Origin of the sequence: Gottschalkia purinilytica (assembly GCF_001190785.1) — a bacterium.
In the GTDB taxonomy this organism is placed as follows: Bacteria; Bacillota; Clostridia; order Tissierellales; family Gottschalkiaceae; genus Gottschalkia_A; species Gottschalkia_A purinilytica.
Map to the genome: position 1 here is coordinate 306,473 of NZ_LGSS01000003.1, position 14,522 is coordinate 320,994.

Sequence of the window (14,522 nt, forward strand, 5' to 3'; positions counted from 1 at the left end):
ATCACCTCATAGTTATTTTTCTTATTTCATCTACTGAATATTTTAGTTTTTCTATAACATAATCTAACTCTTCTAACGTATTTGAGTAAGCAAAACTAAATCTTATTGCACCTTCTATTTCTTTTTCACTTAATCCTAAAGATTTAAGCACATGACTTTTCCCTTTTCCTTTTGATGAACAAGCAGACGCTGTAGAAACATATATTCTATCTTCCTCTAGGTAATGAAGAAGTATTTCTCCCTTTATTCCCATAAAAGATATATTAAGTATATGTGGAGCACATCTTTCATCTGTTAAGCTGTTTATTTTTATATTACTAATTTCATTTTCAATTCTTTGTAAAAAATATTTCTTTAAGCTTAAAATATGTTCTCTTTCTTCTTTATGTTTACTCTTAAGTATTTCTACCGCTTTTCCTAATCCTACTATTCCTGGAGTATTTTCAGTACCTGATCTTATACCATTTTCTTGATTTCCTCCAAATATTATAGATTCTAGCTTCAAATCCTTTTTTATAAATATTCCGCCTATTCCTTTAGGACCATGAATTTTGTGTCCACTAAATGTAAATGCATCTATACCCATTTTATTTAAGTCCACATTTATTTTGCCAAAAGCTTGTATTCCATCAACATGTAATTTTATAGACTTATTTTTTCTATTAATAATATCTCTTATTTTATTTATATCTTGTACTGTCCCTATTTCATTATTTACTAACATTGTAGAAATCAAAATTGTTTTATCAGTTATTGATCTTTCTAACTGAACTAAATCAATAAATCCATATTCATCTATATCTAGGTAAGTAACTTCAAAACTTTTACTCTCATAATGTTTAAATATATTTAAAACAGAAGAATGCTCTATTTTTGTTGTAATTATATGATTTCCTTTTTTAGAATATTTGTTTACTATACCTTGAATAGCTATATTATTACTTTCTGTTCCACCTGATGTGAAAAATATTTCTTCCTTATTTACTTTTAAAAACTCAGATATTATTTTTCTTGAATTTTCAACTTTCTTTTCCACTTCAAGTCCCATTCTATGAAGAGATGATGGATTTCCATATTCCTCTTTTAACATATATATCATACATTCTATAACTTCATCTCTAGGTCTTGTAGTGGCACTATTATCTAAGTACACTTTCATCTAACCACCTCTAATTTTTAGAATACATTTAAAGCTTACCTTTTACAAGTATTATTCTATAAAAAGAATATTTTTATATCACTATAGCTTTATTTTTACTTTACTTACAAATATTCATTATATTATAGCCTATAAAATAGTTCAAAATTTTAATCCATTTAATTTTCTAAGTCTATTTTTAAATAAATATATTTTTTTATCATTCTAAGGATAAAATCAAAGAAAAATGGTTAAGTTAATTTTAATTGTCATATTAGTTATTTTTTATATTAAGATTACTATTTTTAATTTATTCTATTTTAGTGAAAAAGCTATCAGTATAATATTTTCCATATTATTGAAATTTAGCTAGCATAATAGATTAATTTATAAATTTTATTTTTTGTCGAATTTACGTGTGTTTTTCGACTTGTTTCGACTGCTTTTTATAATCTTCTTAAGTTTTTTAAATTTTTTTTATAAAAGTGTTGCATATCATGTCACTTTTTGTTATAATTTGTTTTGTGGTTATCCCCCTGGTAACCTCAAATGAGATCTCTATTCCCAATACCCCTTTTGAACGGTTTTACTATACAATCTTAGTTTAGGATTGTATAAAAAAAGACTCTACCCAGGAGTCTTTTTTTATTTATTTTTTTATGATATAACATCATAAGGAATATTTTAAATAAATCTAATAATAATTTTAAAAATTAGAATAATAACTTATAGAGTATATTTTTATAGGGGGGGTTAATTTTGAAAAATAAGATTGCTGTAGTTTTTACAGGTGGTACTATTTCAATGAAAAAAGATCCTGAATTAAATGTAGCTGTCCCAGCATTATCTGGTGATGAAATATTGTCTATGGTACCTAACATAAACGAGATAGCAGAAGTCGAAATAATTAGTTTTGGCAAATTACCAGGACCTCACATGTCTCCTATTAAAATGATGGGACTTTCTAACTTAGTAAAAAAACTTATTTCTAGAGAAGATATAACATCTGTTGTAATTACCCATGGAACTGATACATTAGAAGAAACTGCATATCTCTTAGATTTAAATATTAGAACTGAAAAACCTATAGTTGTTGTTGGAGCTATGAGAAACTCTTCAGAATTAGGTTATGACGGTCCTAGTAATCTTTCAGCTGCTGTATTTACTGCTTTATCTCCAAAATCAAGGGGAAAAGGCGTTTTAGTTGTTATGAATGACGAGGTAAATACTGCATATGAAGTAACTAAGACTAATACTTTATCCCTTTCTACTTTTAAATCACTAGAGTTTGGAGCATTAGGAATCGTAGATAATAATGAAGTTATTTTTTATAGAGATATAATAATTAGAGATAATTATATAAATACTGATAAAATTGAAAATAATGTAGCCCTTTTAAAATGTGTTGCAGGTATGAATTCTGATTTAATCAATTTTTGTATAGATAGTAATTATAAAGGAATTGTCATAGAAGCTTTAGGAAGAGGTAATGTTCCAATAGAAATGTTAGAAGGTATAAAAAAAGCTATAGAGAAAAATATTCCAGTAGTTATAGTTTCTAGATGTCATTCTGGTCGTGTGTTGGATTCATATGGTTATCCTGGAGGTGGGAAAGACTTGAGAGATTTAGGTTGTATATTTGGAAGCAACTTACCAGGACAAAAAGCTAGAATTAAATTAATGTTAGCTTTAACCATAACTCAGGACTTAAAACTTTTAAAACAAATATTTGAGAAAAATATATATTCAGACATATAAGAAAGCGGATAAATCCGCTTTCTTATTAATATCTAGCTCCAAAAGGCCTCCTTCTCTTACTTAATACTACTTCTAATTCGTTTACTCTTTTTTCTAAGTCTTTTAAAGTTTCATATACCTTTTCATCCTGATCGTCATTTGTAAGTCTTTTTATACGATTTTCTATTTTTTCTATTCTAATATCTAATTCATCTAATATTTGTCTCAATGTTTTTATTTCTTTAACTAGAAGGTCTTGGTTTTTTGTTTTAACCACATCCTTTCTTTCATTATATTCACTACTAGCGTTATAAACGTCATAATTACCACGTCTTTTTCTTATTGGCTTTTGATAAGCTTTTTCATATATATCTAAGAAATATTCATCATCTGGATGTGTCTTTGTCTCTTTTTTCTCTTTAGAATTTTGCTGATATTGTTCATATTTATAATTTTCTTCGTTGTTTTTATCATACATATCAGAACCAATATCTTTTTTTTTAGCAACTTCATATGCTTTATCAACATTTCCAAATCCTAAAAAGGCTAATTGTGGATGAATTGTTCCAAATGCATAGTTTAGCAAATATGCATTTTTTATATTACTTTCATTTGTAACAAACTTATATCTTGCAAAATTCTTTTTCTTAGATTCAGGCCATAAATAAGGATTGGTCCATGTAATTCCTTCGTCCTCAGAAAAGCAACTTACTACATTATCATATTCTGTCCATATATTCCACAATAGTCCACTTTCATATACTAGAGTAGAGTAAGTGCAATTGGCAGGATTCGACAAAGTGTCTTCAGATATTAGTTTAATATGACTATCAGATATATTATACTTTTTATATTTTATACTTAAATTATCATATTCATATTCACTATAAGTTATATGTATACAGTCATCTTTATACATTATATCCAAGTATAGTTTTGTAGATTGATCATTAGTAATCTGTAATGATCTTCCCCATGTCTCTGTATTTATATCAAATATATTTATAAAAATTTCCTCACAACGATCTACTAAGTTATAATATCCCAGTATTAACTTATCTTTTTGCTTTACTACTTGTATAGGATTCAGTAGTTCTCTTCTAAATATATCTGATACCACATTTGTATTCCATTTATTATCCTTTAAATAATGATGATATACAGTTAATTTAGAACTATCTATCTCTGATTGTAAGCAATATAGTATATGAATATTTTCTTCTGTAGCAATTATATTTAAATTATACATGTCTTCACTAAATCCATCTGAAATAACGTTCTCTGTCCATCTATTATTCACTAAAGAATACAAAGAAATACTTGTATCAGTTTTCTGGCATACTACATAAATATCATCTTCTTTATTTATAGTAACATCATATTCCATCGTCCCATCTTCTGCTAAAATATTTCTATCACTCTTTCTTGTAGCTTTATCATGATATACTACCTCTAAGCCCTTATCCGTAAGGTCAAAACTATAAACATTTCCATAGCTATCTGTAACTAGATTTCCTCTTTGATTTATAAATGGCACAATATCACCTCCTTATTTATACCTTGGTAATAATGATATTTAGCAACCTTATAATATATGACAATTTTTATTAGTAATGTAACAATTTTTTTTAGCAAGAATATATTATAGTAAGAATTGTTAATTCTTATAATTTAGAAATAAGGAGGGTATATATATATGAGTTGCTGTGGTAGAAGAAAACAAGAACCCATTAGTCTTGGATTACCTAATAAATGTTGTATTGGAGAAACTGGATGTTCTTTTGACGGTAATTTAAGAAAAGTTAAAGCAGAACCAATATATGTTCAAAAAGTTTATGATGCAGCTTTATTTAATTTACAAGGTTTAAAAACCGTAACAGATCAACCTTTTGGTCCTGCCATAGGAAGAGGAAATAGAATAATTAGAGTTCTAGAAATAAGATGTAAAAAGTTTTTCAATCCTAAAGACATAAATGATCCTGCTAATTTAGTTGTAAAACCAAAAACATTATTATCAGGAGCTCAATTTGTTGAAGATGGATGTGGTAACCCTATTAGAGCCGTAGGTCCTGATGGATTCAAAAGTGAGAAATTAATATTTGCTGATACTCAAGATTGTGATGAAAAATGTAAAGGAACTCCTATCTTTGGTACTCAGACACTAAAAGTTAGCGGTAATGTAGTTGTAGAATTAGATGTTGTAGTTAGTGATGATTGTGATAAAGAGTGTGAAGTTACATTAGTAGGTAACATTAACATAGCATGTCCTTCAGAGCCATTAGTATTAACTAATTTCTTTGAACTTTGTATCCCATCAGTATTTGACTCTGCATTTTTACCAAGATTTACTGAGTTCTGTAATATAGACTGTGAACCTAGATTAGCTACTAACAGTATATTAAGAGATATCTCTGTGAATCCTTCTACAGGAAGTGTTAGAGTTAACTTAATAATTGCTCTATGTATAACTTGTGAGAAGAAAATCATCGTTCCAGTTCAGCTTTGTGTTTTATCTACAGGATTCCCTCAACTTGAGCCAGAAGTTTCAACAATTTGTAATGAGTTCCCTACTCTATTCCCGAATCAAATCGATAAAGACAGTGTAAGAGAATGTAAGAAAGAGAAAGAAAGGGAAGAAAGAGAGGAACGTAAGCATCGTCATCACAACGATCATGATGACTTCTGTTGCGGTCAATCTGATGATTTACAAGCTGATGATTAATATGAATAAAGGGACTATCTTAAAGATAGCCCCTTTATTCTTTTAAATTCATATCTAAATATTACTTTTTTATATCATAGTTCTATCAGTTATTTCTAAGCTATTTGTCCACTTACCACATTTATCTCCATATCTTGAAATTATATCATCTTCAGCCATTATCTCTATTACTTCACAAATGTTAGCACAGTCTTGACATTCAAAGCCTCTTACCTTATGATCAACATTTGCTATGTTCATACCTTTAAACTTAGTTACTCCTGTTTTCTTAGTTTTATCACTTGCTAATATAGCTACTCCTATTGCACCCATCACATCATAGTTATCTGGAACTATTACGTCCATGTTAAGAGCTTCTTCAAATGCTCTCTTTATTCCTATATTAGCCGCTACACCACCTTGAAATACTATATCTCCTAATATTTCCTTTCCTTTACCTACATTACTTAAATAGTTTCTAACTAATGCATCACAAAGCCCTTTTGCTATATCTTCTTGACTATGACCTAATTGTTGCTTGTGTATCATATCAGACTCTGCAAATACAGCACATCTACCTGCTATTCGTACAGGATTTTTAGAATTTAGTGCTAATCCGCCAAATTCACTTATGTGTATCCCTAATCTATCCGCCTGTCTATCTAAAAATGAACCTGTTCCTGCTGCACAAACAGTATTCATCGCAAAATCAACTACTATACCATCTCTAACTATTATGATTTTGGAGTCCTGTCCTCCAATTTCTACTATAGTTTTAGCATTAGGTACACTATTTATAGAAGCAATAGCATGAGCTGTAATTTCATTTTTAACTTCATCAGCACCTAATACTATACTAGCTAAGTGTCTACCACTACCAGTAGTTCCAGCTCCTTTTATTTCAATATCCTTCATTTCTTTACTTAGTTCATTTAATCCTTTTTTAAGGACCTCTATAGGTTTTCCTTGTGTCCTTAAATATTTCTTATATATCACATCATTGTTTTCATCTATTAATACTAAATTGGTACTTACAGATCCTACATCAACTCCCAAATAACAAGTCTTCACTACCAATTTCCTCCCTTCTTCTTTTCAACAAATCAACAAATGCTTCTATTCTAGTTAAATATCCAGATTCTCCTGTCATTTCATCTACAACTAATGTTAATATTGGAATATCATAATCATTTTGGATAGTAGGCATTATACTTTCTGCCACTATTTCTGGCATACACGTAAGTGGTAATATTTGTATTAATCCATCATATCCTTCTTCAGCATACATTACAGCATTTCCTACAGTTTCTCTTCCATGTCCTCCTACCATAGTTTCTAAATAAGGTTTAGCAGCTTTCCATGTCCTTTTTTCTTCTTTTGATCTAAAAGGAAATGAAGCTAAATGAAAGTCAACCCATTTGCTTGGGGATAATGATTTATTTACTTCAATTCCTAGATAGCCTAGTTTTTTCTCAATTTCTAAGTTTACAAAAGGTTCTATGATAGTATATATCTCACCAATAATTCCTACTCTCATTGGTTTAAAGTCCTTATCTATTTTAATTTTTGACATTTCTTTTCTTGCATCTTCAATTAGTCTTAGTATTTCTTTTACTCCATATACATTTTCTATATCCTTATAGAATTTGTTTATTATTACGTCTACTTTAAATTTATCTATTGCCCTAGCCCTTACACTATTAGAAAAATCTATTAAATTATCTGCTTCGTCCAACACTTTTTTTGCTTTGATACCACTTCTTAAAATTTTATATGGGCTCTTAGTATTGGTTACTTTTGTCACTCTTCTTATTAGCTCAATTATTCCTTCTTGTGGTTGATCAAATGTTACAAGATCAACATCATATCCTAGGTCTCTAAGGATTTCTTGCTCTAATAAAGGATAAAATCCAAATCTACATGGTCCACAACTTCCAGTTATGACTATAGTATCTGCTCCTTTTTCTATACTTTCTATATAATTTCCAATATTAATTTTTAATGGTAAACATATATTTTCAGGGGAATACTTAGTTCCTAGTTCTAAAGTCTTTTTACTACATTTAGGTGGTAAAATTACTTCGTTTCCTAAATCTTCGAGTAGTGCTTTAGCTGCAACATATGTATTACCCATGTGTGGAAAAGTTATCTTCATTTCTTTCCCTCCATTTAATCATATCTACAAAAGCTTCTATTCTGGTATTCACACCTGCTTGCCCACTATGTTCGTCTATTGTTAATAATGTAAAAGGCATTCCAAACCTCCTTGATTCTCTCTGAACAATTTCTACTAATATAGAATCTAATCCGCAACCAAAAGAAGATATATAAATTATCCCATCTACTAAATTTTCTTCTATAGCATTAAATGCTGCTCCAACTATTCTTCTTCCAAAGGTCCAAAACATTCGTTTTGGAAGTTTCTTAGAATAATAATTTACTTTTTCTAGGCTTATCATTTCTGGAGTTATTACATTTATATTTTGATCTTCAAGTTGGCGAATAGTATTCATACTAATATAATCATCATAAATATTATATGAATGTCCTACTACCATGATATTTAAATCTCTTTTTTCTTTTAACTTTTTAAAGTCTACGTTCTTATCATAATTTTCTAGTGCTCTTATAGGATTTACACCATTTACTAGCATTTCATTATATTTTTTATATTTATTAATAGCTTTATTATAAGCCCTCATAATTTTATAAGGATTAGATGTAAAGTATTTCCCTACTTCTAAGACACTATTTACAATATTAAAATTGTTTTTTGACAAATTAATATGAACGTCAATCATATTTGGTAGTTCCTTTATAGAATTTTTCACTACCTCTGGCAATCCTAGTATTTTGGGACAAGTATATTCTCTTTTTTGTACGCTCATTATCTTAGGTATGAATATATAGTCAACCTTATTTTTTAAATCTTCTACGTGTCCATGATATGCCTTGACGGGTAAACATAATTCATCTACCGAAGAACTTACCCCTTTGTTTAATATTTCCTTATTAGTTTTATTTGATAATACAACCTCTACTTCAAGTTCATTAAAAAATTCTTTCCATAAAGGATAGTATTCATAAAACAATAGTCCTCGTGGAATTCCTACCTTATAAGTCATTCTATCCCTCCAATCTTACCTTTTTATTATTGTCAAATATTTACTTCTTATAACAAAAAATAAAAAAACGACTAATTTTTTTATTTTAGTCGTTTTTATTAAATAGTAAAAAAGCTGAATTAGTTATTTATAACTAGTTCAGCTTTTTTATAGTTTTAATGCTTTACTGTATTCTTACTATTTCTATAAAAATTCATAAGTTCTAATATGCTATTCATAGTAGATAATAATTCTTCTTTAGAACTTATCATATCTATACTATTTGCAAAATACTCGAAAAACTCTTGTGGACTTGCAAATGCCATTTCTGTTAAAGCAAGTAATCTTTTCATTCTAATTCTTCTTTGTGAATTACTCATATCTTTTATATTTCTATCTATAAATTGTATTAGACTCTTAACTGCTTGTTCAAGGTATTCTTTATCGACAGCATCTTCATAGTCTGATGGCAATATTTCCTCTTGCTCCAATGCATAGTCATTTATATAGTCTAACACATATTGAGTTTTTAGAAGCTCTTCTTTTAGATTATCATCTATTTTATTTTTTCTATTAAAATTCTCTAACGTTAACTTTTGTAATTTAATATTTGTTTCCTTAAATTTCTTATCTAGTGCTTCAAATAGCTTTTTATAATTTTCTATAACTTTACTTCTATTGTTTTCATCTTTTATATAGCTTTTCCATGAACTTACAAGAGAATTTATAGGATATTCTTCTATTTCAGATAATATACTTTCCTTTAACATTGCTATAGCTATGATTCTATTTACAATAACACCTAATTCTCTTATTATATTAGAAACTTTATTTATTTCTGACATTGTATTAAATGTGTCATTGTATATTTCTTTAAGTTCCTCTTGCGAAGCTTTTTCAAATTGAATTTGTCTAGCTTCCTGAGCTTTTCTAAAATATTTACTAAAATATAGTCCGTATTCAGCTTCCAAAGATCCATTAAATAGTGTCTTATATCTATTTAAAACTACATCTGTTCTTTTCTTACTACCCTTAGATAAATTTCTAATAAATGCTTTTGATATAATGTCATAGTATTTTTGTTTAGAGACTCTAACTGGTAATATACTAGTTATATCCATAACCTTATTTTTAATCATGTTAGGATCTTCTATTATAAAAGCATTAACACTTTGATAAAATTTTCTATAATCTAAATTTTTATCTAAATCTGTCTCATTTTCTTTGATAAAATTTTTATATATCATATCTTTAGCAATTTCATTTGAATAAGATATCTCTGTAGAATATGCAGATAGTCCTTTTAATAACTTTACAATATCTCTTCTTAGTTCTTTAAGCTCATCTATATTTATTTCTTCCGAATCTTTTAAATTTGAAGCCTGTTCTAATCCTATAAAACTACTATGACACTTATCATATAGCTCTTTGAAACTTTTTTCATCATTTAACATATCTTTTAATAAGTCTTGTTCTTCTTTTAATATTGTTCTTAAGTATACGTTTCTATTAAATAATTCAACATAAGCCATAAGACCTATATTGGATAATTGAGATCTATTAGTTTCTTTTATATCATTCAGTAGTTCTTCATTAGATAACTTAGTAAATTGATCATTATCTTTGTTCGTTTCTTTTCCCATATGTTAATCTCTCCTTGTAATCTTATTATATACAGTTTACTACTTGTCCACATTTTTTTCAATAAACTACATTAGTTATTGCTTTATAGACTTTTTAGATATTTATCTAAAGATTGCTCCAAGTAGTACATTTTATTATAGTCTTTCATATTTTTTATATTTGCCCATGCAAATTCTTTATTTTCGTCATTTAACCTTACTTCACCTGAAACATAATCACATAAGTAAGTTATCGTAACATATTGAATCCCTTTTTCATTATCTATTCCTGAGCTAACATCAATAATGCTTTTAGGACTTATACTTAAAGATGTTTCCTCATATATCTCTCTTAATAATCCTTCTAAAGGCTCCTCTCCAAAATTTAATTTACCTCCTGGTATATCCCATAAATCTTTACCAAACTTTGATTTTGAAGCTCTTTTTAATATAAGTATTTCATTTCCTTTAAAAACTAAAGCTTTGGTAACTATTCTAAACATCCTTATCTTCTCCTTACCTACTGTATCATTTGGTATTAAGTTTATTTAACTTGTTTTCAATAACTCTAATATCATCTTTAGTTAAATCATATATACTATAGAAATACTCATTAATTTTTCTCTGATTTGTGGTAATATAATGGTTAAGTTCTTTTTCATTCCCATGAAATTTGGTATACTTATTCGTCATATCATTTACCAAATTTTTTATTATACTTTGTTCTTTATTAACTTTTATCTTTAGTGACATAATCTTATTTGGATAAAAGTCATATAGCTTATCATTTAGCTTTTTCGCCACTATTTTAAAATAAAATTCAAATAGAGACGAATTTAAAAAAGCTGTTAAGTATTCTAGAGTAATAATATCTTTAAACTGTTTTTTTATATTTAAAATATATACATCGGCACTACAGTAAACTTCATTGTTGCATATTGTAAAATTGCACTCTTTAGATTTATAGGGAAAAAGTATTTTCTCATTTTTAAATACGTCTTTATTTCTTCCCCATTGAAGTTGATACCATTCTCTAGTATTTTTTTTACACTCTCTTCTATTTGAAAGTCTTTCTCTATATTTAGATAATCTATTCATGATATTTGGACATTCACTTATATCTTCTATACTATCAGTGTATAGTATATATTTAGAGTTTTTTGGCTCTCTATATTTCATAATATCACTATTTTTTATCCATGCTTTAATATACTTTTTTTCTAAGTTTTCTTTTTCAATTGTATCTATATCTACTATAAAAGCTTTATCATAGCCAGTAATAATTCCTTGATTGCATATACATATGTCATCTAGTATAAAATTTCCTCTACGTTCAATTTTCTTAAAAACTTTTCTTTCTGATCCATTAACAATTATCCATTTATCTCCTTTTAAAGTGCTTTGATCTATTTTAAATATTTCAAAATAATTTTCATCTAAATATAATTGTTTTTCTTTTATAGATGTATTATTCATAAGTCTATATATCATAATATTTTTTTCTAATTCCTTAGATTTTTCACATTCTATTATCGCCGAACTTACTGAAGCTCCTTTGAATATATTTTCTCCATAAAAATCAATAATCCTATTTATATGAAATCTATTTAAAATAAAATCTCTTAGTTTTTTAGCGGAAGGGGCTTCCTGAAAATATCTAGATGTAATATATACAAGCTTTCCTTGTTCCTTTAAAAGCTCATATCCTTTTTTAAAAAAGCAATAAGATATATCTGATTTATCTGAATATACATCTTCATAGTGTGATGCTATTCTATTTCTATATAACTTATCTATTTTTTTATGACCTATATATGGAGGATTTCCCATAACTAAATCAAATTGATTATCTAAAACTTTAAAACTTTCATCATAATTAAATAAACTTAATTCATCTTCTAATAAAATATCTTTTTCAATTATATTAGTCTTTATATTTTCTTCAATCGTTCCATTTACAATAAGTGAAAATGCAGTAATGAATACTGAAAATTCATCTATATCAGTTCCCCATATATTATTTGTTAGTATGAATTTATGTATATCATCCTTAGTACTTAATTTTAGATAAGGATTCTTATACATTATTTCATCATAGTTCTGATTAAAAATATCTTTTATCTTTTTATAAGCTTCTATTAAAAAGTAACCTCCTCCACATGATGGATCTATAACTTTAAAATATGGATTATTGATTATGTCTTCCTTTTTTATAGATGAATTTATCATATATTTAACTATGTATTTAGGCGTATATACTTGTCCTAAATATTGTCTTTCTTTTGCAGTAGTAAAGCTCTCATATAATTCTCCTAAGAAAGATTCCTTAAAATTATTAGTATCCATACTCAATAAAATGTTTATTATATCTAACTTATCTACTTTGTTAAGATATAGATTGAAGTCATATTTCTCTTCCATATCTATAAAAATATCATAATATGTTCCTTCAAATTTATTTTCCGATCTATTTAATATGTAATCTATATTTTTTATTAAATCCTTATTTTTACTTTCAATTATTATCAAAATTACTCTACTTATATAATGCAATATACTTTTTATCTTGTGTATATTCCAATTAATATTGTCACCATCATTTCTTTCTATTATATTTCTTATTATACCTTTAAGGCTTTTCAAGTCCTTTCCTCCATTTCATATTGATATTCTTTAAAGGACAATTACTATTTTAACATATATCATATCTTTTATAAAATAACCTTCTAAAATTAAACTCTCTATGACATTTTAGCTAAATAACTTATAAAATAGTAAATTTAAATCTAACTATTCTTTTTTTATTAAAAACTTATTTTACTATAATTTATTAATATAAAAATTTTTAGATTATTCTCTACTAATACTTACTATCTAAGTTTTTAAAAGTTATTTAATTTTGGTATAATTAAATTATGATAATCTAAAAGGGGAGTTATTATAGTGTTGGAAATTGATTGTAACATAGATGAAAAGTTATATATTCCAAATAAATTAAAAGAATTACTTCATGATAAAAATATTTGTTTTTTAGACATTGAAACTACTGGACTAAGTAGTAAATATAATAAAATTATTCTAATTGGCATATTATATATTAAAAATAATAAACAAGTTATCAAGCAATTCTTTGCCGATAGCCCTAAAGAGGAGAAATTATTACTAAACTCATTCGTATCTTTTATATCAGATTTTGATTTTGTTATAACCTATAATGGTAATACATTTGATATTCCTTTCATTAATAAAAGACTTGTATATAACAATATTAATTTTAATATAGACACCAGTAATACTTTAGACTTATTAAGAATTATTAGAAAAAATAAAGTTACATTAGGTTTGGAAGACTGTAAATTAAAGTCAGTAGAAAAATATTTAGGTATTCAAAGAGAAGATACTATATCTGGAAAAGAAAGTGTCGATCTATACAATAAGTATAAACTAAATAAGAATGAAGACCTTAGAAAAATAATACTTAAGCACAACTTTGATGATATTCTTTATCTGCCAAAAATTTTAAAAATTTATGATCATATAGAAAGTAGAGATACTATATGTCTTAAATACGTCCTAAATGATAAAGCTATTGGATTAAATATACAAGAGAATGATATAAAGTTTTCAAATAATCTACTAAGTATAAAAGGATCAAGTAATCCTTTAGACGGTCCTTCTCAAATACATTATGATGATTTTCATACTTTAAAGTGGATACTTAAAGAAGGAATATTAAATATTGATATTAAAGTCAATAAAGGAAAGCTATCTAATGGAAATATGTGTTACTATATATGTACTGATGATATTCCCATAAATACTGATCATATAGATAACAAAACTTATAACATTCCTGATAATATTATTCTTCTTAAAGAAAACAATAACAATATAATTAATAATATAGAAATTTTAGTATATGAAATATTAAATTATACTAAAACTAAACATAGCAATTGTATATATTAGTTGCTATGTTTTTTATTACAAACTAACTTTATCTATATTCTAAAATTTATTAATAAAAAAAGCTTCTATTCTTAAGAATAGAAGCTTTAATTCACCAATGGTGCCCAGAGGCGGAATCGAACCACCGACACGGGGATTTTCAGTCCCCTGCTCTACCGACTGAGCTATCTGGGCAAGATGGTGGGCCTTCAGGGATTCGAACCCCGGACCTACCGGTTATGAGCCGGGCGCTCTAACCAACTGAGCTAAAG

At 26.9% G+C, this 14,522-nt stretch carries 11 protein-coding genes and 1 tRNA gene; 3 read left to right on the forward strand and 9 right to left on the reverse strand.

What is annotated here, in order from left to right; genetic code table 11:
- Position 1: 1 nt before the first annotated feature.
- A complete protein-coding gene (locus CLPU_RS04820; RefSeq protein ID WP_050354512.1) occupies positions 2 to 1,159 on the reverse strand; it encodes a cysteine desulfurase family protein in 1,158 nt (385 codons plus the stop codon).
- Positions 1,160 to 1,897: 738 nt separating this feature from the next.
- Here CLPU_RS04820 and CLPU_RS04825 point away from each other — a divergent pair.
- Positions 1,898 to 2,896, forward strand: a complete 999-nt coding sequence (locus tag CLPU_RS04825; protein ID WP_082154075.1) for an asparaginase — start codon at positions 1,898 to 1,900, stop codon at positions 2,894 to 2,896.
- Between the two features lie 25 nt (positions 2,897 to 2,921).
- Here the strand turns inward: CLPU_RS04825 and CLPU_RS04830 are convergent, their stop codons facing one another.
- The gene (locus CLPU_RS04830) at positions 2,922 to 4,412 is read right to left on the reverse strand and encodes a hypothetical protein (protein WP_050354513.1); all 1,491 of its coding nucleotides are present in this window, start codon (positions 4,410 to 4,412) and stop codon (positions 2,922 to 2,924) included.
- Between the two features lie 159 nt (positions 4,413 to 4,571).
- On the opposite strand from CLPU_RS04830, the gene CLPU_RS04835 reads away from it, so the two are divergent.
- Positions 4,572 to 5,597, forward strand: a complete 1,026-nt coding sequence (locus CLPU_RS04835) for a hypothetical protein (RefSeq protein WP_200898481.1) — start codon at positions 4,572 to 4,574, stop codon at positions 5,595 to 5,597.
- A gap of 69 nt (positions 5,598 to 5,666) precedes the next feature.
- Here CLPU_RS04835 and CLPU_RS04840 read toward each other — a convergent pair whose 3' ends face one another.
- From CLPU_RS04840 to CLPU_RS04865, 6 genes are all read right to left on the reverse strand, one after another.
- Entirely contained in the window at positions 5,667 to 6,647 is a 981-nt protein-coding gene (locus CLPU_RS04840; RefSeq protein ID WP_050354514.1) for an acyl-CoA dehydratase activase, read from the reverse strand.
- A complete protein-coding gene (locus tag CLPU_RS04845; RefSeq protein WP_050354515.1) occupies positions 6,622 to 7,731 on the reverse strand; it encodes an acyl-CoA dehydratase activase-related protein in 1,110 nt (369 codons plus the stop codon). Before CLPU_RS04845 ends, CLPU_RS04840 begins: the two co-directional genes overlap by 26 nt.
- Positions 7,703 to 8,701, reverse strand: coding sequence for an acyl-CoA dehydratase activase-related protein (locus CLPU_RS04850; RefSeq protein WP_050354516.1), 999 nt, complete (start codon positions 8,699 to 8,701; stop codon positions 7,703 to 7,705). Before CLPU_RS04850 ends, CLPU_RS04845 begins: the two co-directional genes overlap by 29 nt.
- Before the next feature lie 155 nt (positions 8,702 to 8,856).
- Positions 8,857 to 10,323 (reverse strand): hypothetical protein, encoded by a 1,467-nt coding sequence (locus CLPU_RS04855; RefSeq protein ID WP_050354517.1) that lies wholly within the window; start codon positions 10,321 to 10,323, stop codon positions 8,857 to 8,859.
- 83 nt (positions 10,324 to 10,406) lie between these two features.
- On the reverse strand, positions 10,407 to 10,805 hold the full coding sequence (locus CLPU_RS04860) for an NUDIX domain-containing protein (protein ID WP_050354518.1): 399 nt from the start codon (positions 10,803 to 10,805) through the stop codon (positions 10,407 to 10,409).
- A gap of 25 nt (positions 10,806 to 10,830) precedes the next feature.
- Positions 10,831 to 12,945, reverse strand: coding sequence for an N-6 DNA methylase family protein (locus CLPU_RS04865; protein ID WP_235436108.1), 2,115 nt, complete (start codon positions 12,943 to 12,945; stop codon positions 10,831 to 10,833).
- Positions 12,946 to 13,245: 300 nt separating this feature from the next.
- Between CLPU_RS04865 and CLPU_RS04870 the strand changes: the two genes are divergently transcribed.
- The gene (locus CLPU_RS04870; RefSeq protein WP_050354519.1) at positions 13,246 to 14,271 is read left to right on the forward strand and encodes a ribonuclease H-like domain-containing protein; all 1,026 of its coding nucleotides are present in this window, start codon (positions 13,246 to 13,248) and stop codon (positions 14,269 to 14,271) included.
- 98 nt (positions 14,272 to 14,369) lie between these two features.
- On the opposite strand, the gene CLPU_RS04875 is transcribed toward CLPU_RS04870, so the two are convergent.
- Positions 14,370 to 14,445 (reverse strand) — tRNA-Phe (locus tag CLPU_RS04875).
- Positions 14,446 to 14,522: the final 77 nt, after the last annotated feature.